Genomic DNA, 20095 nt, shown 5'->3' with positions numbered 1-20095 from the left:
TGTGGGGCAAAAATGTCGCTAAAATTGACTGGAAAGGTGCATGAAGCTCTCTGTTCGCGGATTTGACATCCACAAAGGGTATCTGGATGCCGCTGCGCAAGGTGATCTGGTGGCCGATATTCGCGACGTTGTGGCGGCCGCGCCGTTGTTTTCGCCGGACACGCCTTACGGCAAGCCGATGAGCGTGCGGATGACTTCGGCAGGGTCTGTGGGGTGGTATTCGGGCAGGTCGGGATACAGGTATGCCGAGACGCATCCCGGCGGCGGGTCGTGGCCTGCGATTCCGCAGGCGATCCTCGACGTGTGGCGCGGGTTGACGGGGTTGGACCGCGATCCCGACTGCTGCCTGATCAACTTTTACGGCGAAGGCGCGCGGATGGGGATGCATCAGGACCGCGACGAGGCTGATTTTTCGTGGCCTGTGCTGTCGGTGAGCCTCGGTGATGCGGGGTTGTTCCGGATCGGGAACACGACGCGCGGCGGCAAGACGGAATCGCTGTGGCTGGAATCCGGGGATGTGGTGGTGATGGGGGGCGATGCGCGGCTGACCTATCACGGGGTCGACCGTATCCGGTTTGGGTCGTCGTCATTGTTGCCCAAGGGCGGGCGCATCAATCTGACCTGCCGCGTGGTCAGATGAGGACCACGAATATGCGCGATGGGGTTGGTATTGCGACCACGTCACGCCGGTGTCGGAGTGATCGCCAGCACACAATCCACGCTGTTGTGGTCGGTTGTGGTCGGTAAGAAAGTCCGGGCGCGCGAACGTTTTTCCGTCCGTTTTGTTCCGCAAATTTTGGCAGATATTTTTTGATATTTTGGCACGTTTTCAGGGAACGGAATTTGCCGCCAAGCATTGATGATCCGTAACTGAATTCGAAAGGAGAACACAATGAAACGCTTTACTATCGCTGCTGCAACTGCTGCTGCCCTGACCATCGCTGCCCCGGCTGCGTTCGCGACGACATTTTCGTTTGACGACGTGACCACGATGCAAGCTGCCAACGGGTCCGAAGTCTACACCAGCGACGGCAAGCTGTTTGGTGTGCTGACCGACGTTGATCTGGATGGTGCCGAAGCGACGTTCATCATCGACACAGCCAACTCGTCGAACATTGACAACGAGACCGTGTTTGTGGTCGCAGAAGAGGGCAAAGTGCTGTTCTCCGACGACCGTCTGGTCCTGCAAGCGACCGAAGCTGAACTGGACGTGAGCCTGTCGGGCACCGCTGACCCGAACGAGACGGCCCGCATCCTGCTGATCGACTAAGACCGATCACCGAAAAGGCCCGCCATTTTGGCGGGTCTTTTTTTGTCTGGTTGCGTGTGTTGCAGGGTGACGCGGTCTTCGGCATCGCATGTCAGGGCAGATACAGAGCAAGCATCTTGGTCCGCATGTCTGTATCGTTTTGTCTGGCGTCGACTCCGTCAGAAAAACCGTACATGCGCTTAGCGCCGCGCGCTCCAACTGATGGAGGCATGGCGGCGGGTGTAAAACTCGCCCATGAGGCCCACCATGATCAGAATGACGCCCACCCACCATGCGTATTCCCAACTGGAATAGCGCGGGTTGTAGTTGATAAAGACATAGCCCCGCGACTGGTCAATTGCGTGAAACAGAGGGTTCCAGTCGAACATCGCCAGCATAAAGCTGGGCAGGGAATTGGCCACGAACATTTTGCCCGACGCGATCATATTGGCCCGCTGGTAGATCGTGGAAAAGATACCAACCGCCGTGGGAAACCACGGTTTGAGCGCCAGAAGAACCACGCCCAACGCGCAGCCGGTGAACCATGCGATCAGCAGCATTCCAAAGGCGGGAAAGGGTTGGTCGACGACAACCGGCGTGAATGCGACGTGGTAGATGAACAGGATCACTGCCAGCGACAGCACCTGTACGTATAGCGCGCCAAAGGCTGCGGAGAGGATCGACACGATGGTGTTCATCGGCGCGTGCTGCATCATCGGGCTTGCCGGTCCTTCTGATCCGACGACGGCACCCAGCGATTTCGTATGTGTCAGGAACAGAAAAATGCCCGACATAATGTACAGCAAAAAGTCCCCGCGAATTGCGGCACCCCGCAGGCCAAGCACCGAAAACATCACGTAGAACGCCATGACGAATATGATGACCTGAAGCATGTTCGTCAGGATCGCGATAAAGGCATTGTTGTGTGATTTCCGCACGCTGCGCACGATCGAGTGATAGATCACTTCGAACATGGCAAGAGCTGAGCCAAGGTTGGTTTGTGGCTTGCGTGAAGACGTGAACATGCGGTCTGATGCCTCGGATGCGCGATAGTCGCACGGATTTCTTGCCGATCCGTTAGTGCCGCAGCATAAGGGACCCGACAGTCTATTTCAACAAATCCACATGGGAAGGCAAAACCATGAATTACGAGCAGTTGATCCCGGTGATCCGCCGTCTGGCGATCGAGGCGGGCGACAAGATTATGGAAATCTATGAAAGCGACGATTTCGAGGTGAAGTCGAAGTCGGATGACAGCCCAGTGACGGCAGCGGACGAGGCGGCGGATGCTTTGATTTCGGCAGGACTGCGCGCGGCGTTTCCCGATGTGATGCTCGTCACCGAAGAGCAGGCGGCCACACACGACACGACTGGCGATACCTTCCTGATCGTCGACCCGCTCGACGGGACCAAGGAATTTGTGCATCGCCGCGGCGATTTCACGGTGAACATTGCCTTGGTCGAGGGCGGCGTGCCAACGCGCGGTGTGGTTTATGCGCCCGCAAAGGGACGGATGTTTCTGACGCAGGCGGATGGCCAGTCGGTCGAGGAAACCGGCCCGTTTGATGCCGCGCAGATGGGTGATGTGACGCCGATGAAGGTGGCCGACAGCGACAATGACGCGTTGATGGTTGTGGCGTCGAAATCGCACCGGGATCAGGCCACGGATGATTACATCAACAAATACGCCGTGAAGGACATGAAAAGCGCGGGTTCGTCCCTCAAGTTCTGTCTGGTGGCAACGGGAGAGGCGGATTTGTATCCGCGTCTGGGCCGCACGATGGAATGGGATACCGCTGCGGGGCACGCGGTGTTGTCGGGGGCCGGGGGGGCCGTGGTGCGGTTTGACGACCTCACCCCGCTTGCCTACGGAAAAGACGGTTACGCCAACCCATTCTTTATCGCCTACGCGCCGGGCGTCGATCTGAAAGACAGCTGATGTCGGTTCTGGTGGTGATCCCGGCGCGCTATGCGTCGCAGCGCTATCCGGGCAAGCCGCTGGTGAACCTGACCGGGGCCACAGGCGTGGCGCGGACGCTGATCCGGCGAAGCTGGGATGCCGCGCGTGACGTGGCCGGGGTTGACCGCGTGGTGGTTGCGACGGATGACAACCGGATTGCCGATGCCTGCACAGGTTTCGGGGCAGAGGTTGTGATGACTTCGGAAAGCTGCGCCAATGGAACAGAACGCTGTGCCGAGGCGAATACGGCGCTGGGCGGCGGATACGACATCGTGGTCAACCTGCAAGGCGACGCGCCCCTAACGCCGCCATGGTTCATTGAGGCGCTGGTGGACGGCTTGCGCGCTGCGCCCGAGGCAGAGATTGCGACGCCGGTTTTGCGCTGTGACGGCGCGACGCTGAATGGGTTTCTTGACGATCGCAAAGCCGGGCGTGTGGGCGGGACAACCGCCGTCTTTGGGACTGGCGGGCGTGCGCTGTACTTTTCCAAGGAAGTGGTGCCGTTCACCGGTCAGACCTATGCCGCGTCGGATGACACGCCGGTTTTCCACCACGTTGGTGTCTATGCCTACCGGCCTGATACATTGGCGGCCTATCCGTCTTGGCTTACGGGCCCGCTGGAAACGCTCGAAGGGTTGGAGCAATTGCGGTTCCTCGAAAACGGGCGCCAGGTGCTGTGTGTCGAGGTGGACGCGCGTGGGCGGCAGTTCTGGGAGCTGAACAACCCGTCAGACGTGCCCAAGATTGAGGCGATGATGGCCGAGATGGGCCTGGCATGAGCGAACCGCTGCCGGTCAGCGTTGTGGTGGTCAGCCGCGACAGGCCGGAGGCGTTGAAGCGTTGCCTCGAAGGGGTGGCGCAGCTGCAATACCCTCAGTTCGAGGTGGTTGTGGTCGCCGATGCGGCGGGCGTCGCCGCAGCACAGGAGATGCCGTTTGCGGACAACCTCAAGACTGTGCTGTTCGAGCGGGCCAATATTTCGCAGGCGCGCAATCTTGGCATCAGTCATGCAGCGGGCGAAGTCGTAGCCTTTATCGACGATGATGCAGTGCCAGAGCCAAGTTGGCTGACCTATCTGATCCGTCCCTTCGACAAGCCCGAGGTGGCCTGTGCGGGTGGTTTTGTGCGGGCGCGGAACGGGATTTCCTACCAATGGGAGGCGCGGAGCATTGATGCGCGTGGCGTATCGGAACCCGTGGACGTCAATCACAGCCGGGTGACGGTGTTCAGACCCAAGGGCGGGCGGGCGATCAAAACCGAAGGCACCAATATGGCGGTGCGCCGCGATATTCTGGTGACGCTGGAAGGCTTTGACCCCGGCTTTGCCTTCTTTCTTGATGAAACCGATCTGAACCTGCGGATCATGCGCGCGGGGCACGCGACGGCGATTGTGCCCATGGCCGAGGTGCATCACGGGTATCAGGCCAGCCCGCGGCGGCGGCCCGACCGTGTGCCGCGCGATCTGTTCGACATCGGCGCCAGTTGGGCCGTGTTTCAGCGCAAGTACATCCCCGAGCGTGAGCGGCTGGACCATTGGCACCCCCTCCGGCTGGCCGAACGTCGGCGCCTTGTCTCGCATGTGGTTGCTGGGCGGTTGGAACCCGGTGACGTGCGCCGCCTGATGCGGCGGCTGGATCAGGGCTATGGTCAGGGGCTGGCGCGGCACCGGGGTGGGGCGCAGGTGTCTGCCAGCGCCGTGTCGGCTTTTCGCGCCATGCCGGTGCGCACCGGTGCAGGGGTCGTGCTGACAGGCCGCAGTTGGCAGCGCGCCCGCTTGCGGCGCGAGGCGGCACAACGCGCCGAGCAAGGTGAGCGCGTGACGCTGATCCTGCTGTCGCCAACCGCGCTATACCACCGCGTCAGCTTCATGCCCGCCGGATATTGGGAACAGCGGGGCGGATTGTGGGGCCGATCAGAGCGGGACGCAGCACTGGTGCGATTCCAGTCATTCCGCAGTCGGGTGCGTCGCGAAGTGCTGCGTGTCGCGCAACAGCGTCTGATTTCGCTATAAATTTTGGCGCGTTAACGCAACAGTTCCCCTTTCCTGCAAAAATTTGACGTGTACGACGTTTATTCGACACAATGCCCGAACTAGTAAGGGCACAGCGAACGGCACCCTGGTGCTCATCAGTTCAGACGCGGGGAAAGACCATGCGAAAGAAGTTAACGAAAGCCATTTTTCCAGTAGCAGGTTTGGGAACACGTTTTCTGCCAGCTACAAAATCGGTGCCCAAGGAGATTATGACCTTGGTGGACCGCCCATTGATCCAATATGCCATTGACGAGGCGCGCGCTGCCGGAATCAAGGAATTCATTTTTGTCACGTCGCGCGGGAAAGGTGCGCTTGAGGATTATTTCGACCTTGCGCCGACGCTCGAACAAGAGCTGCGCAAGAAGGGCAAGACCGAGCTTCTTGAAACGCTCAAGGATACGAACATGGACAGCGGCGCGATTGCCTATGTCCGCCAGCACAAGGCGCTGGGCCTTGGCCATGCGGTGTGGTGCGCACGGCGCCTGATCGCCAACGAACCCTTTGCCGTGATTCTGCCGGACGACGTGATTGCCGCGGAAAAACCCTGCCTCGCGCAGATGGTCGAGGCTTATGAGGAAACCGGCGGAAACGTCGTGGCCGCCATGGAAGTGCCGCCGGAAAAGGCATCGTCCTACGGTGTGCTCGATATCGAGAACGACATGGGTCAGATGGTGCAGGTCAAGGGGATGGTCGAAAAGCCCCCCGCCGACGAAGCGCCGTCAAACCTTGCCGTGATTGGCCGCTACATCCTGAACCCGTCTGTTTTGCGATCCCTTAACCAGATGAAGGCGGGCGCGGGCGGCGAGATTCAGTTGACCGACGCGATTGCCCGCGAGATCGGTGGCGAGACGGGCGTATATGGCTACCGTTTCCGCGGTCAGCGATTCGACTGCGGGTCCAAATCGGGGTTCTTGCAAGCGACCGTTTCCTTTGGTCTGGCGCGTGAAGAGCTGCGCGACGACCTGTTGGGGTATATCCGGGATGTCGTGGCGATGGACAACGCGGCGGAATAAGGCGGGACCGACCTTTGGCAAATGTACTGGTGACAGGCGGAGCGGGCTATATCGGCTCGCACGCCTGCAAGGCCTTGCGCGACGCGGGCCACACCCCCGTGACTTTCGACAATCTGGAAACTGGCTGGGCGGACGCGGTCAAGTTTGGGCCGTTTGCCCAAGGCAATCTGCTGGACCGCGCGCGTCTGGATGCCGTGTTTGCTGAATATCAGCCGGTGGCAGTCATGCATTTCGCCGCGCTCAGCCAAGTGGGCGAGAGCATGTCGAACCCCGGCAAATACTGGCGCAACAATGTCGAAGGATCGCTGACTCTGATCGAGGCGGCGGTGGCAGCAGGCTGTATGGATTTCGTGTTTAGCTCGACCTGCGCGACCTATGGCGATCAGGACAACGTGGTGCTGGACGAAAACAGTGCACAATACCCCATCAACGCCTATGGCGCGTCCAAACGCGCGATCGAAGACATCCTGCGCGACTTTGAGGCGGCATATGGCCTGCGCCATGTGATCTTCCGCTACTTCAACGTGGCCGGTGCCGACCCCGACGGCGAGGTGGGCGAATTTCACCAGCCAGAGACGCATCTGATTCCGCTGATGCTGGACGCAATAGCGGGCAAGCGGGACGCGCTGACTGTCTATGGCACCGATTATCCCACCCCCGACGGCACCTGTATCCGCGACTATGTGCATGTGTGCGATCTGGTGGATGCGCATGTACTTGGGTTGAATTGGTTGCAGGACGGCAAGGGCAGCCGCGTGTTTAACCTTGGGACGGGTTCAGGCTTTTCCGTGCGCGAGGTGATTGACCATTCGCGCGCCGTCACGAACCAAGCGGTGCCGTATGTCGACGGTGATCGGCGTCCTGGGGATTGTACCAAGCTTGTGTCAGGCTCGACCCGTGCCGAAGCAGAGCTGGGCTGGACGCCCACACGTTCGACGCTCGAAACTATGATCACCGACGCTTGGAGATGGCATCAAACTGGCCATTACGACAAATAACCCGGCCCCGGCACGTGTGCTGGATATCACCCGGCTGATGCGCCGGGCGGGTCGGGTTCTGACCGGTGTCGACCGGGTCGAGCTCGCCTATTTGCGGGCGCTCTTGGCCGACCCGGTTCCGGTGTTTGGCCTGATCCGGACGCGATATGGCTATCTGTTGCTGGATCAGACCGGCCTCGCCCGGATGGAAGCGCGATTGGCTGGTGGTGAGGATGGGCCTGCTTGGTCAAAAGCGCGAAGGCTGGCGATTGGCCGCGCTCCGCCACCGCTGCTGGGCCGGATGCTGCGGCGCAAGCTGCCGCCCGGTGTGGCGTATCTGAACGTGGGCCATTCAAACCTCACGCAGCGTGTGCTGACGACGATCAAGGCCGCAGTGGATGCGCGCGTGTGTGTCATGATCCATGACCTGATCCCGGTGGATTTTCCGCAATATCAACGGGATGGCGTTGCCAAAGCCTTTGCCAATATGCTGACCCGCGTGGGGCGTCATGCGGATCTCATCCTCTGCAACTCGGTCGATACGCAGACGCGTCTGGCCGCCCACCTGCCCGACGCGCCGCCGACAATTGTTGCGCATTTGGGAACAGAGGTGGCTGTGGCAGAGTCGGGTGATATCCCCCAAGGGACCGTGCCACGGCGTCCTTATTTCGTCTGCGTGGGCACCATTGAGCCGCGAAAGAACCACGCGCTGCTGCTTGATCTGTGGGAAGATTGGGGTGCGGATGCACCGGGCCTGGTGATCGCAGGCAATCGCGGCTGGAAAAACGAAGACGTGTTTGCCCGGCTCGATGCATTGCCGCCAGACGGGCCGGTGCGTGTGGCGCATGGTCTGTCAGACGGCGCAATTGCCGCCCTGATGCAAGGATCACACGGCCTGCTTTTTCCGTCCCACGGCGAAGGTTACGGCCTGCCCGCGATGGAAGCGGCCGCCCGCGGTGTGCCCGTGGTCGCCAATGACCTGCCTGTCTTCCACGAAGTCCTTGGGAACATTCCCATTTACGCAAACGCCACAGACCGCTATCTGTGGAAAAAGAAAATTGAGGCTTTGGCCAAAAGAACACCATCACAAGCGCCCGGCGCACAGTTTGTTCCACCCACTTGGGACGCGCATTTCAAGACTGTGTTAAGGGTGACCTGATAGGCGTGACGCGGGCCGTAGGTAGCGGCGGGTAAAGGACGGGCGAATTTGGGCGCTTGGCAGTCATATCGACTGAGGCTTCAGCGCAAGCGGTGGCGCATTCGTGCGGTCCGCAAGCGACGTGAATTGAAGCGCGAGGTGGACCGTACTGCGGAAATCCGTCCGCTTGATTTGCTGTGCTTTTCCACCATCCGCAATGAGGCGGTGCGCCTTCCATATTTCCTGCAATACTACCGGGATCAGGGCATCAATCATTTCCTGATCGTGGACAATGACAGCACCGATGGGTCCGCCGATTACCTTGCTGCGCAACCGGACGTGTCCGTCTGGAGCACGAAGGCCAGTTACAAGCGGTCGCGATTCGGAGTGGATTGGCTGAATTGGTTGCAGATGCGCTATGCCCATGGGCATTGGTCACTGACGGTCGACCCGGATGAGTTTCTGATCTACCCATTCTGCGACACGCGCCCCCTGCGGGCGTTAACAGACTGGCTGGATGCATCGTCGATCCGGTCGTTTTCTGCAATGCTGCTCGACATGTATCCCAAGGGGCGGCTGGATGAACAGCCGTATCAGTCCGGGCAGGATCCGATTGAGATTGCCAGTTGGTTTGACAGCGGAAATTACACAATTGCGCGCAACAAGCGGTTCGGCAATCTATGGATTCAAGGTGGCCCGCGGGCGCGCATGTTCTTTGCAGATCAACCGGCCAAGGCGCCGGCGCTGAACAAGATACCGCTGGTCAAATGGGATCGCCGCTATGCCTATGTGTCGTCCACGCATATGCTGCTGCCGCGTGGGCTCAATCAGGTCTATGACGAGTGGGGCGGCGAAAAAGCGTCGGGCGTTCTGCTGCACGCCAAATTCCTTGACACATTCACCGCCAAAGCTGCCGAAGAGTTGACGCGCAAACAGCATTATTCGGCTTCTGTGGAATATCGGGCCTATGCCGAAACGATGCGGGATGACCCGGATCTGTGGTGCAAGTGGTCTGAAAAGTACATCAACTGGCGGCAATTGGAAATTCTGGGTCTCATGTCCAAAGGGAACTGGGCATGACCGTCGGGATTGTCATGCTGGTCCACACAGCTTTGGGCCGCGCCGAACAAGCCGCCCGCCATTGGGCTGAAGGCGGGTGCCCCGTGGTGATCCACGTGGATGCCAATGTACCGCGAAAGACCTATGTCAAATTCACCGAAGCACTGTCGGATGTGCCTGCGGTGATCTTTTCTAAACGGTTCCGCTGCGAGTGGGGCACGTGGGGCATTGTTGCCGCAAGCCAGACGGCGTCCGAATTGATGCTGCGGACGTTCGACGATGTGCGTCATGTCTACCTTGCCTCCGGATCGTGCCTGCCGTTGCGTCCTGTGGATGAGTTGATTGACTACCTCGCCGACCGACCGCGCACCGACTTTATCGAAAGTGCGACGACGGCGGATGTGCCGTGGACTGTTGGTGGGCTGGATGAAGAACGGTTTACCATGCGGTTCCCATTCTCGTGGAAACGTCAGCGGTTCCTGTTTGACAAATTCGTGGCCCTGCAACGGCGATTGGGGTTCAAACGCCGTATCCCCAACGGGTTGGTTCCGCACATGGGCAGCCAGTGGTGGTGCCTAACCCGGCAAACGCTGACCGCTATCTTGCAAGGCCCGGACCGGCGCGAATACGACGCTTATTTTCGTCATGTGTGGATCCCGGACGAAAGCTATTATCAAACGCTCGCACGGCAGTTTTCGACCAACATCGAAAGCCGGTCGCTGACCCTGTCCAAGTTCGATTTTCAGGGCAAGCCGCATATTTTCTACGACGATCACCTGCAATTGCTGCGCCGGTCCGACTGCTTTGTGGCGCGCAAGATTTGGCCCCATGCCAACCGACTTTACGAAGCGTTCCTGACCGATCCTGCGGGTGCGATGAAACGCACTGAGCCCAATCCGGGCAAGATCGACCGCATCTTTGCCAAAGCGGTTGAGCGTCGGACGCGCGGCAGGCCGGGCCTGTATATGCAAAGCCGGTTTCCGAATGAGGATTGGGAAAACGGGGTGACGGCTGCGCCCTATTCTGTGTTCCAAGGCTTTTCCGAAATTTTTGAGAACTTCGAATCGTGGCTGGGCAAGGCGACAGGTTCACGGGTGCACGGGCATCTGTTTTCGCCCGAGCGCGTGGAATACGCGGACGGTCAAACCACGCTAAATGGCGCTATTGGCGACAGCGCCAAAGCGCGGGACTATAACGCCAATGCGTTTCTGACCAATCTGATCTGGAATACCCGCGGCGAACGTCAGTGTTTCCAGTTTGGCCCGGCGGACAATCAGGACGTGATCTGGCGCATGTCAAAAGACCCAAACGCCCAGATTTCGGTGATTTCGGGGGCGTGGGCGGTGCCGCTGTTCCGGTCCAACATGAACTTTATGGACATCCGCAAAGAGGCCGCGCGTCTGCAAAAGATCGAAAGCGAGCATTTGGATGTGCTGCGGTCGCCTTATGCCAAGGCGCGCATTCGCATCTGGACCATGGCCGAATTTATCGAAGCTCCGATGGAGCCGTTGCAGGGCATTCTGGACGAGATTGGGCACACCCAGATGCGCCGCCTGTCCGAAGTGCCCAAGATGGTGGATTTGACCGGGTTCGGCCAGTTCCTGCAAAACCTCAAGAATCAGGGGATGCACCCATATTTGATGGGCGATTTCCCCGTTGCGCTTGGGCCTGAACCGACCCAGGCTTCGCCGCGCAAACCGTATCTGGTGCGATAGCAGATGGCGCAGTTCGATCATTTCGTCGTGTTTGCCGAGATGCGGACAGGCTCCAATTTTCTGGAAACCAATCTGAACGCATTCGATGGGCTTGCCTGCCACGGAGAGGCGTTCAACCCGCATTTCCCTGGATACCCGGACCGGGCGGAATTGCTCGGATTGACCCAAGAGGCACGCGATAGCGACCCGATGCAATTGCTGCGCGCGCTGAAACAAACACCCGAGCTAAGCGGCTTCCGCTATTTTCACGATCACGATCCGCGGGTGTTCGACACCGTCATGGATGACCGCAAATGCGCTAAGGTTGTTCTGACCCGCAACCCGGTGGACAGCTATGTGTCGTGGAAGATCGCGCAGGCCACTGGCCAATGGAAACTGACGGATGCCAAGGCGCGCAAGGACGGCAAGGCATCGTTTGTGCCCGAAGAATTCACAGCTCATCTGGACGCTTTGCAGGCGTTTCAGACAACGCTGTTGAACCGGCTACAGGTGTCCGGACAGACCGCGTTTTACGTGGCGTACGAAGATTTGCAAAATGTGGACGTGATGAACGGCCTCGCGGCGTGGTTGGGTATCGACGCACGGCTTGAGGCGTTGGACAAGACGCTCAAGGTGCAGAACCCCGCGTCGCTCGCCGACAAGGTGAGCAATTTTAGCCAAATGCAGGCGGCGCTGGGTGCGCTGGACCGCTTCAACCTGACCCGCACACCAAATTTCGAACCGCGCCGGGGGGCCGCCGTGCCCACCTATCATGCAAGCGGTGCGGCGGGTCTGGTGTATCTGCCGGTGCGCGGTGGGCCGGAGGACCGGATTGTCGCATGGTTAAATGGCATCGACATGGCGGCTGGTAGCACAACCGAAACAAAGCTGTCCCAGGGCAATCTGCGCGACTGGATGCGCGCGCATCCCGGGCACCGTCGGTTTTCCGTGTTGCGGCATCCGCTGGCGCGGGCGCATCATGTGTTCTGCACGCGCATCCTCAACACGGGCAAGGGGGGATATGGCGGTATCCGGGCGACGTTGATCCGACGGTACAAGCTGCCCCTGCCAGATGATCCGCAGGATGCAGGATATGACAAGGCTGCGCATCGCGCCGCGTTTGTGGCGTACCTGCAATTCCTCAAGGCGAACCTTGCCGGGCAAACAGCCATCCGTGTGGATCCCGACTGGGCCACGCAAAGCAAGACGCTTGAAGGATTTGCGGAATTTGCCGTCCCGGATGTCGTGATCCGTGACACGGACATCGGGGCCGGCTTGCAAGCGCTGGGTGCGGACGGGTTGCCCGACCTGCCCCCGCAACCTGCCGACACGCCCTATATGCTCGCTGATATTTATGATGCCGAAGTCGAGAAACTGGCGCGAAACGCCTACGCGCGGGATTATGTGACCTTCGGGTTCACCGACTGGCAAGACAGCTAGACGGGAACCGCGCGGATCAGGCAGCCTGTGCAGACTGCGCTTGGCTCAGGATCGTGTACAGGGTCGAGGCATCGGGGTTGGCGCGCAGCTTTCCGCAAATGCTCGAATCGCGCAGGGTGCGGGACACCAAGGCCAGCGCCTTGAGGTGTTCTACGCCAGCCTCTTCTGGTGCGAAGAGGGCAAAGGCGATGTCGACCGGCTGACGATCAACCGAGTCAAAATCGATAGGCTTGTCCAGCAGGACAAAGGCACCCATCACGTCGTTGATTCCGTCAAGTCGTGCATGGGGCAAAGCCACCCCATGCCCCACACCTGTCGGTCCCAACGCTTCGCGCGCCAAAAGCGCCTCGACGACCAGCCCGCCGGTCACGCCATAGGCAACCTCCATCAGATCGCCGACTTCGTGCAGCAATCGTTTCTTGGACGTTGCCGATGTGACGACCTTCACGGCCTCCGGCTTCAGAAGAGTTTCAAAGTTCATTCTGCTCGCTCTGCTGGCGCGCTGTCTTGGCGCCGGTTCTGTTACGGATCAATCCAACCGATATTGCCGTCGTCCCGACGGTATACCACGTTCAGCCCGTCTTTACCCTCATTGCGGAACACCAAAACGGGCGCTCCGGCCAACTCCATTTGCATGACCGCCTCGCCAACAGACAGGGACGGTATCTTGGTCTCCATCTCGGCCACGATCATAGGTTGCAGGCTTTCGGGCTCTGATTCCTCGGCACCTGCGTCGGAGGCGAGGATATACGAGGCCGCGCCAGAGAGTTCAACCGGCTGTACGCGTTCCTTGTGATGGTCCTTAAGACGCCGCTTGTAGCGGCGCAGCTGCTTTTCCATCTTTTCAGAACAAGCATCAAAAGCGGCATAGATTTCAGTGGCATGGGCCTTGGCCTGCGCCGTCAGGCCCGTCGACAGGTGGACCGTCGCCTCGCAGACAAATTCATGCGCGGACTTGGAAAAGACCACTTGCGCGTTTGTCGGGCGCTCTGCGTATTTTTCGACCACCGTGCCAAGATCGTTGCGCACATGGGTTTGCAGCGCTTCGCCGATATCGATTTGTTTGCCGCTGATTTGGTATTGCATGCCGTCTCCTTCTTTGGACCGCCAACATGACACTTTTCCCGCTATAGTGGTAGCGAGATTGCACGTTCAGTTGGTCGGGAGGGCGTGTGCGTGGTCTGTCCGGTTGGACATAAGTTGAAGGCCGACAGGATGGATCCGCGCAAAAGCCATGCCCCATTGCACGCCAAAACGCAGGCACCTGTCAATGAAAAGCGGACGCGCATTTCCGCGCATCTGTCATGAAATGCGGAAGTTTTCGCCAAGGTAGACACGGCGCACATTTTCGTTTTGCACAACATCTTGGGGTGTGCCGGACATCAGAACCTGACCGTCATGCAAGATATAGGCGCGGTCCACAATCTCGAGCGTTTCCCGGACGTTATGGTCCGTGATCAACACCCCGATGCCCCGTGTTTTCAGGTCGGCAACAAGGTTGCGGATATCACCGACCGAAATTGGGTCCACCCCGGCAAACGGTTCGTCCAGCAGCAGATATTTCGGATTAGCCGCCAGTGACCGGGCAATTTCGACCCGGCGGCGTTCACCCCCGGACAAGGCCAGCGCAGGGGCGCGGCGCAGGTGTTCGATGGAAAATTCGCTCAGCAATTCCTCAAGCCGTTCGCGGCGCTTGTGGCGATTGCGCTCGGTGATGTCGAGAATGGCGAGAATGTTGTCCTCGACGCTCAGGCCGCGGAAAATGCTCATTTCCTGCGGCAGATACCCAATGCCCATCTGCGCGCGGCGATACATTGGCAGGCTGGTGACATCGGTGCCGTCCAGCATGACCTTTCCGCCTTCGGGCGTCACGAGGCCCGCCACGGCGTAGAACGTCGTTGTTTTGCCTGATCCGTTGGGGCCAAGCAGCGCCACCACTTCGCCACGGCTCAGTTCCATCGAAAAATCGCGGATCACCAGTTTTTTGCGGTAGGATTTGCGCAGATGCGATATCTGCAAGCCCGCGCCGCCGCCAGCAATCTTGAGGTCAGCTTTGGGCATCAGTTGTTGCCGGTTTGCAGAATCGTTTTGACCCGGCCCTGCATCCGCGCGGTCCCATCATCAAGGTTCACGGTCATGCGGTCCGCGCTGAGCGCGCTTTGCCCTTGGGCCAGAAGGACATCTCCGCTCATCACGATCACGCCGTCTGCGACATTGTAATCTGCGCGCTGTCCTTCAGCCGCATCGGGACCGGAAACCAGCGTAACGCCCCCCGTCGCCTCAAGCCGTTCGATGCCCGCCTGACCTTGGCTGTAGATCACAAGCACGCGCGGCGCGGACAGCCGCATCTCGCCCTGACCGATGACCACATTACCGGTAAAAGTCGCCGCGCCGGATGCCTGATCGACGGCCAGTTCGTCTGCGGTGACTTCAACCGGGGCGGAGGTATCCTGCTGGATCGCGCCGAACGCAACGGACGTGCCTTGGGCAGAAACGGGCGCCGCAGCGCATAGGACGAAGGCAATGGCCAAAAGCCGCAAATAGGTCACGTGTAAATCACTCTTCCAGGTTCGTGGGGTCATATACCAGTTTCACCCCGTCTGTGAAAATCAAATGGGCATTTTCGCCCGCGCCACGCTTTTCCATACGCATTTGTCCGGCGTTGAGCGTCCCGAATGGGCTGTTTGCAGTCACCGGTTGTGGGGCTTCGACCCGCATGGTGTCGAAATCAGCATTCAGGGAATCGGTTGTCATTTTGAACCCGGTCGATGTGGTTATGACGACATTGCCCGTCAGGTTCGATTGCGCGTTGGACATGTCGAAAGCGCCTGAGTCGGAAAACAGGATGATCCGTGTACCCGACAACATGTCGATCTGGGCCGAAAGATCCTCAACCGTGCTGGCTTTGCCCAACCCGGTGCGCATTGTGCCCGCAGCGACCGACACGCGGTCGCCATCCGTCGTCGTGCCGGAAAAGAAGGGGCCGGTGATCTGCTCATCACGCACCCGGTCCAGCAATTCATCATCGGCAAAGGGAACTGTGGCCACCGGGTCGGTGTTGCGCGACAACAGGAAAAGCGTCGACAGCAGCGCAAGCGCCGTTAACGGCAGCAGGACCTTGAGCCAGGCCACAAATCGCGAATAGCGGTCCATTTCATGTCCTTTAGCCCAGCCCGACCCGTAGGCAGTCGTGGATGTGCAGGATACCCTGCGGCGCGCCCGTGCCATTCTCATCAACGGCAAACACGCATGTGATCTTGCGCGCGTTCATGGTGGCAACGGCCTCTTGGGCCAGCGCGCCGGGCGCAATTGTTGTAGGGGAAGTGGTCATCACATCCGCCGCTTTCAAGTTCAGCAGCCCATCCATGTGCCGCCGCAGGTCGCCATCGGTGACAATTCCTGCCAGCGCCCCGGCGTCATCCAGCACGCCAACGACGCCCAGGCTTTTCCGGCTGATCTCGATCAGGGCGTCGGGCATGGGCGTGTCGAGCGACACCAATGGCATCGCATCACCCTTGTGCATGAGGTCCGAGACGCGGGCCAATTGCGCGCCCAGCTTGCCGCCGGGATGGAAGTCGCGAAAGTGTTCGGCGGTAAAGCTGCGATGCTTCATCAGCGCCACAGCCAGCGCATCGCCCATCGCGAGGGTCATCGTGGTGGAATTTGTCGGCACCACACCGGTGCCGCAGGCCTCGCCCAGATCAGGCAGACGCAGGACCACGTCCGATTGCGTGCCAAGCGTGCTGTCCGGTGCCTTGGTCATGCCGATCAGCGGGATGTTCACGCGACGGGAAAAGCTGATCACGCCTGCCAGTTCCGGTGCCTCGCCCGAATTGGAAATGGCCAGCACGACATCGTCGCGCGTGAGCATTCCCAGATCGCCATGGTTGGCCTCGGCGGGGTGGACAAATTGCGCGGGTGTTCCCGTGCTGGCGAGCGTCGCGGCGATTTTGCGCGCGATGTGGCCGGACTTGCCAATCCCCGACACGATCACGCGACCCTTGGCGTTCAGCAGCAACTCCACCGCAGCGGTAAAGCTGTCATCGAGTGTCGCAGACAGGGTTTCCAGCGCTTGCGCTTCGGCGTGGATAACGGCCCGCGCGGTATCAAGGAAATCGCCGCTCATGAATGGGCAAAGATATCGGTTTCGGGCCACCCGGCGAGGTCCAGATGCGCCCGCATTGGCAAAAAGTCGAAACACGCCTGTGCCATGTCCATCCGTCCTTCACGCAGCAGCATGTCGTTCAGCGCATCCCGCAATTGGTGCAGGTACAGCACGTCCGAGGCGGCGTATGCCAGTTGAGCGTCGGTCAGTGTATCGGCGCCCCAGTCGCTTGATTGTTGCTGCTTGGAGATGTCGACGCCCAGCAATTCCTGCAACAAATTCTTGAGACCGTGGCGGTCGGTGTAGGTCCGCACGAGGCGGCTGGCGATCTTGGTGCAGTAAACCGGAGCGGTGACGGCACCAAATGCATTTTGCATCGCGGCGATGTCAAACCGGCCAAAATGGAACAGCTTGAGCACATTGGGATCGGTCAGCAGCCTGCATAGGTTTGGTGCCTCAGTCTGACCCGGTTTGATCTGCACCATATGCGCATCGCCGTCCCCGGCGCTAAGCTGCACAACACACAACCGGTCGCGGTGCGGGTGCAGGCCCATGGTTTCGCAATCAATGGCAACCATAGGTCCTAGGTCAAGATCATCGGGCAGGTCGGAGATGTGCAGGTGGTTCGTCATGCCCCGCTATAACGCGGTGGATGATGCGGGGAAAGCCGTGGATTAAATGTCGTTCAACGCGGGCCGCGGCAGTTGCGCCAAATGGTCCATCACCTGTGTCCGGCAGTCGTGGCCACGCCACGCGTCCGAATACAGCGCGCGGGGCAGCATCGGATGTTTGAGCGCCAGCCGTCGCCACGCGTGCACGATCAGGACGCGGATGACAGCAACGCGCAGTGGCCCAAGGGACTGCGCGTCGGGCAAATTGAGGTCTGACAGTGCATCATGAAGCGCGGCGTAACCTGTGCGCAGGTCCTCCGTCTCGGCGGTCGTGCGCAGCCAACGCGGCACTGCGTCCCCGTTCAGGATCAGCGCGTCACCCGGTGGTGGGGTGGACGCGGCGGCAACAAACAGGCGGGGCGAGATGGGGGCATAATGTTCAGGGTCAGGCACCTTGCCGTCCGGCATCAAGGCAAAGTGGACGGGCATGTCCGACGCGGCTGCATAGATGCGGGGTCGGGCCGCGTCACTGTCGGCGCGACCCTTGACGCTCAGCCGGTGGCGGCTGGTGCGCCCGGTCTTTTCCGACGTAATCCAGCCGTCTGCGCGCAGCCTGTGCAATGCCACGCGGGACGCTTCGGGCTTGATACCGATTTCGGACAGGATGGCCGACAACGTCGGTCCGTCCAGCGCATCGTCGGGCGCGAGATCGCCGAACACAGTGACAAGCAGGGACCAGACCCGCAACGGGCCCAGAACGGTCAGGCGGGCAATGGCCTCGTGGTAGGGATCAGAAGGCATTCATGGTCAGCAATTCGTATTCGGCCACGGGCGTGTCGTCCTGATTGAGGATGGCGACATGCCACCGTACCTCTCCGTAGTCTTCATTGCGAGGGGTCTTAGCCTTGACCGTCAGGTGTACGTGGATGCTGTCGCCCGGACTGACCGGCTGGAGAAAGCGCAGATTGTCGAGGCCGGTATTGGCCAGAACCGGTCCGGGGTCCGGCTGCACAAACAAACCGGCGGCAAAGCTGAGCAGCAGATAGCCATGCGCCACACGTCCGGGGAAAAACGGGTTCGCGCGGGCGGCGTCGTCATCCATGTGAGCATAAAAAGTGTCGCCGGTGAAATGGGCGAAGGTTTCGATATCGTCCAGCGTAACGGTGCGGGCGGGGCTGACCAATGTGTCGCCTAGGGCGATATCACCAAAGGCGCGCGTAAAGGGGTGCGGCTTGTCCGTGGTTTGGACTGCGCCGGGCACCCAGTGTTTGCCAATGGCGGTGAGGATGTCGGGCGTGCCCTGGACCGACGTGCGCTGCATGTAGTGGAGGACGGCGCGGATACCGCCAAGCTCTTCTCCGCCGCCCGCGCGTCCGGGACCGCCGTGGGTCATATGTGGCAAGGGCGCGCCGTGGCCGGTGGCCTCGGCCATGCTGTCGTGGTTGTTAAAATAGAGCCGCCCATGAAACGCGGCGGCGGCCATTGTGATGTTGCGGGCGACATGCGGGTCATGGGTGATGATCGACGCCACCAACGATCCGTCGCCCCGGTTCAGCAGCGCGCTCGCGTGTTCCAGATCGCGGTAGGGCATCACCGTCGCCACTGGACCAAACGCTTCCGTCTGGTGAATATGCTGCGCGGCATCAGGGTCGGCGCAGTGAAAAAGCATCGGGGGCACATAGGCCCCGGGTTGGCCTGTCATGGCAAAATTGTCCGGGTCGCCAAAGACCCGCTGTGCCTCTCCACCGATCAGCGCCGCCTTGTCCATCACGTCGCGTTTCTGCGCCTGAGAGACAAGCGCGCCCATGCGGCTGTCGGGATTGCGCGGGTCACCAACGGCGATACGTTCCAAACGGTCCTGAATGGACTTTGTGATTGCCGGAAGATGCGCCTCTGGCACCATGATGCGCCGGATTGCCGTGCATTTTTGTCCCGCCTTCGCGGTCATCTCGCGCGTGACTTCCTTGGCGAACAGGTCGAATTCGGGCGTGTCCGGTGTGGCGTCGGGGCCGAGCACGCTGGCGTTGAGGCTGTCTTGTTCTGCGGTGAACCGGACGCCTTGTGCCAGCAGATTAGGGTGGCCGCGCAAGGTCAGCCCGGTGGCGGCGGACCCGGTAAAGGTCACGACATCCTGACAGTCCAGCCGGTCCAGCAGATCGCCCACGCCGCCACAGATCAATTGCAGCGCGCCTTCGGGCAACAGCCCGCTATCCAGCATTATCCGCACGCACGCCTCGGTGACATAGCTGGTTGCGGTCGCGGGTTTGATGATTGCGGGCATCCCACCCAGCAGGGTTGGCGCCAGTTTTTCCAGCATTCCCCAGACCGGAAAGTTAAAAGCGTTGATATGCACCGCCACCCCTTGCAGCGGGGTGTAGATGTGCCGCCCATGGAATTGCCCGGCGCGGCCCAGCTGTTCGGGCGGACCATCAAGGTAGACATGCCCGTCCGGCATCTCGCGGCGACCCTTGGACGCGTAGACCAGCATCGTCCCAATGCCGCCATCCACGTCGATCAGGTGATCGGACTGCGTGGCCCCGGTGTCAAAGCTGAGATCGTAGAGCGTTTGTTTGTGTTCTTTGATGTGCAAGGCCAGCGCCTTGAGCATACGCGCCCGTTCGTGAAAGCTCATCGCGCGCAGGGCAGGCCCTCCCCGGCTCCGGGCGTGGTCGCGCATGGCGGCGACGTCCAGCTGATCGTTGCCGGCCTCGGCGATGATTTGGCCAGTGATCGCGCTTTCGATCGGACGTGCGCCGGGGCCGGGGCGCACCCATTCTCCGGCAGCGAAACTGTGCACCTGACGCATCGTGGTTCTCC

Annotated in this window: 21 protein-coding genes; 11 read left to right on the top strand and 10 right to left on the bottom strand. The window is 60.3% G+C overall.

All coding sequences use genetic code 11. The features are described from left to right. Positions 1-40 precede the first annotated feature (40 nt). Entirely contained in the window at positions 41-640 is a 600-nt protein-coding gene (locus Q1A85_RS01895) for an alpha-ketoglutarate-dependent dioxygenase AlkB (protein WP_299684477.1), read from the top strand. A 252-nt stretch (positions 641-892) separates the two neighbouring features. Beyond that, positions 893-1270, top strand: coding sequence for a hypothetical protein (locus tag Q1A85_RS01890; protein WP_299684475.1), 378 nt, complete (start codon positions 893-895; stop codon positions 1268-1270). A 179-nt stretch (positions 1271-1449) separates the two neighbouring features. On the opposite strand, the gene Q1A85_RS01885 is transcribed toward Q1A85_RS01890, so the two are convergent. Next, complete coding sequence (locus Q1A85_RS01885) at positions 1450-2274, bottom strand: ABC transporter permease (protein ID WP_299684473.1); 825 nt, start codon at positions 2272-2274, stop codon at positions 1450-1452. 116 nt (positions 2275-2390) lie between these two features. Here Q1A85_RS01885 and cysQ point away from each other — a divergent pair, with 116 nt between their 5' ends. From cysQ to Q1A85_RS01840, 9 genes are all read left to right on the top strand, one after another. Then, the gene (cysQ, locus tag Q1A85_RS01880) at positions 2391-3188 is read left to right on the top strand and encodes a 3'(2'),5'-bisphosphate nucleotidase CysQ (RefSeq protein ID WP_299684471.1); all 798 of its coding nucleotides are present in this window, start codon (positions 2391-2393) and stop codon (positions 3186-3188) included. Continuing rightward, entirely contained in the window at positions 3188-3988 is an 801-nt protein-coding gene (locus Q1A85_RS01875) for a manno-octulosonate cytidylyltransferase (protein ID WP_299684469.1), read from the top strand. The genes cysQ and Q1A85_RS01875 overlap by 1 nt, the downstream gene beginning before the upstream one ends. Further along, positions 3985-5220 (top strand): glycosyltransferase, encoded by a 1236-nt coding sequence (locus Q1A85_RS01870; RefSeq protein WP_299684467.1) that lies wholly within the window; start codon positions 3985-3987, stop codon positions 5218-5220. Before Q1A85_RS01875 ends, Q1A85_RS01870 begins: the two co-directional genes overlap by 4 nt. 140 nt (positions 5221-5360) lie before the next feature. Continuing rightward, complete coding sequence (galU, locus tag Q1A85_RS01865) at positions 5361-6254, top strand: UTP--glucose-1-phosphate uridylyltransferase GalU (protein ID WP_299684465.1); 894 nt, start codon at positions 5361-5363, stop codon at positions 6252-6254. 14 nt (positions 6255-6268) lie between these two features. Next, on the top strand, positions 6269-7252 hold the full coding sequence (gene galE / locus Q1A85_RS01860) for a UDP-glucose 4-epimerase GalE (RefSeq protein WP_299684463.1): 984 nt from the start codon (positions 6269-6271) through the stop codon (positions 7250-7252). Between the two features lie 16 nt (positions 7253-7268). Then, positions 7269-8390 (top strand): glycosyltransferase family 1 protein, encoded by a 1122-nt coding sequence (locus Q1A85_RS01855; RefSeq protein WP_299684461.1) that lies wholly within the window; start codon positions 7269-7271, stop codon positions 8388-8390. Positions 8391-8438: 48 nt separating this feature from the next. Next, a complete protein-coding gene (locus Q1A85_RS01850; RefSeq protein ID WP_299684459.1) occupies positions 8439-9449 on the top strand; it encodes a glycosyltransferase family 2 protein in 1011 nt (336 codons plus the stop codon). After that, positions 9446-11143 (top strand): beta-1,6-N-acetylglucosaminyltransferase, encoded by a 1698-nt coding sequence (locus tag Q1A85_RS01845; RefSeq protein WP_299684457.1) that lies wholly within the window; start codon positions 9446-9448, stop codon positions 11141-11143. Before Q1A85_RS01850 ends, Q1A85_RS01845 begins: the two co-directional genes overlap by 4 nt. Positions 11144-11146: 3 nt before the next feature. Beyond that, entirely contained in the window at positions 11147-12562 is a 1416-nt protein-coding gene (locus Q1A85_RS01840; RefSeq protein WP_299684455.1) for a nodulation protein NodH, read from the top strand. Between the two features lie 16 nt (positions 12563-12578). On the opposite strand, the gene Q1A85_RS01835 is transcribed toward Q1A85_RS01840, so the two are convergent. The 9 genes from Q1A85_RS01835 to paaZ form a co-directional block, all read right to left on the bottom strand. Then, positions 12579-13043 (bottom strand): PTS sugar transporter subunit IIA, encoded by a 465-nt coding sequence (locus Q1A85_RS01835; protein ID WP_299684453.1) that lies wholly within the window; start codon positions 13041-13043, stop codon positions 12579-12581. 41 nt (positions 13044-13084) lie between these two features. After that, entirely contained in the window at positions 13085-13648 is a 564-nt protein-coding gene (raiA, locus tag Q1A85_RS01830; protein ID WP_299684451.1) for a ribosome-associated translation inhibitor RaiA, read from the bottom strand. Positions 13649-13864: 216 nt separating this feature from the next. After that, positions 13865-14623 carry an LPS export ABC transporter ATP-binding protein gene (gene lptB, locus Q1A85_RS01825; RefSeq protein ID WP_299684449.1) on the bottom strand — a complete coding sequence of 253 codons (759 nt, stop codon included), beginning with the start codon at positions 14621-14623 and terminating at the stop codon, positions 13865-13867. Next, positions 14623-15111, bottom strand: coding sequence for a lipopolysaccharide transport periplasmic protein LptA (gene lptA / locus Q1A85_RS01820; RefSeq protein WP_299684447.1), 489 nt, complete (start codon positions 15109-15111; stop codon positions 14623-14625). Before lptA ends, lptB begins: the two co-directional genes overlap by 1 nt. Before the next feature lie 7 nt (positions 15112-15118). Continuing rightward, positions 15119-15715, bottom strand: a complete 597-nt coding sequence (gene lptC, locus Q1A85_RS01815; RefSeq protein WP_299684445.1) for an LPS export ABC transporter periplasmic protein LptC — start codon at positions 15713-15715, stop codon at positions 15119-15121. A 10-nt stretch (positions 15716-15725) separates the two neighbouring features. After that, complete coding sequence (locus Q1A85_RS01810) at positions 15726-16688, bottom strand: KpsF/GutQ family sugar-phosphate isomerase (RefSeq protein WP_299684443.1); 963 nt, start codon at positions 16686-16688, stop codon at positions 15726-15728. Beyond that, positions 16685-17299: a ribonuclease D gene (locus Q1A85_RS01805; protein WP_299684441.1), complete on the bottom strand. Its 615-nt coding sequence runs from the start codon at positions 17297-17299 to the stop codon at positions 16685-16687. Before Q1A85_RS01805 ends, Q1A85_RS01810 begins: the two co-directional genes overlap by 4 nt. 42 nt (positions 17300-17341) lie before the next feature. Beyond that, on the bottom strand, positions 17342-18079 hold the full coding sequence (locus tag Q1A85_RS01800) for a PaaX family transcriptional regulator C-terminal domain-containing protein (RefSeq protein ID WP_299684439.1): 738 nt from the start codon (positions 18077-18079) through the stop codon (positions 17342-17344). After that, the gene (gene paaZ, locus Q1A85_RS01795; RefSeq protein WP_299684437.1) at positions 18069-20084 is read right to left on the bottom strand and encodes a phenylacetic acid degradation bifunctional protein PaaZ; all 2016 of its coding nucleotides are present in this window, start codon (positions 20082-20084) and stop codon (positions 18069-18071) included. Before paaZ ends, Q1A85_RS01800 begins: the two co-directional genes overlap by 11 nt. Between the last annotated feature and the right edge of the window lie 11 nt (positions 20085-20095).

Source organism: uncultured Tateyamaria sp., from assembly GCF_947503385.1.
Classification (GTDB): Bacteria; Pseudomonadota; Alphaproteobacteria; order Rhodobacterales; family Rhodobacteraceae; genus Tateyamaria.
Note: the sequence above shows the minus strand (reverse complement) of the source record. Positions and strands in the feature narration are given on the sequence as shown.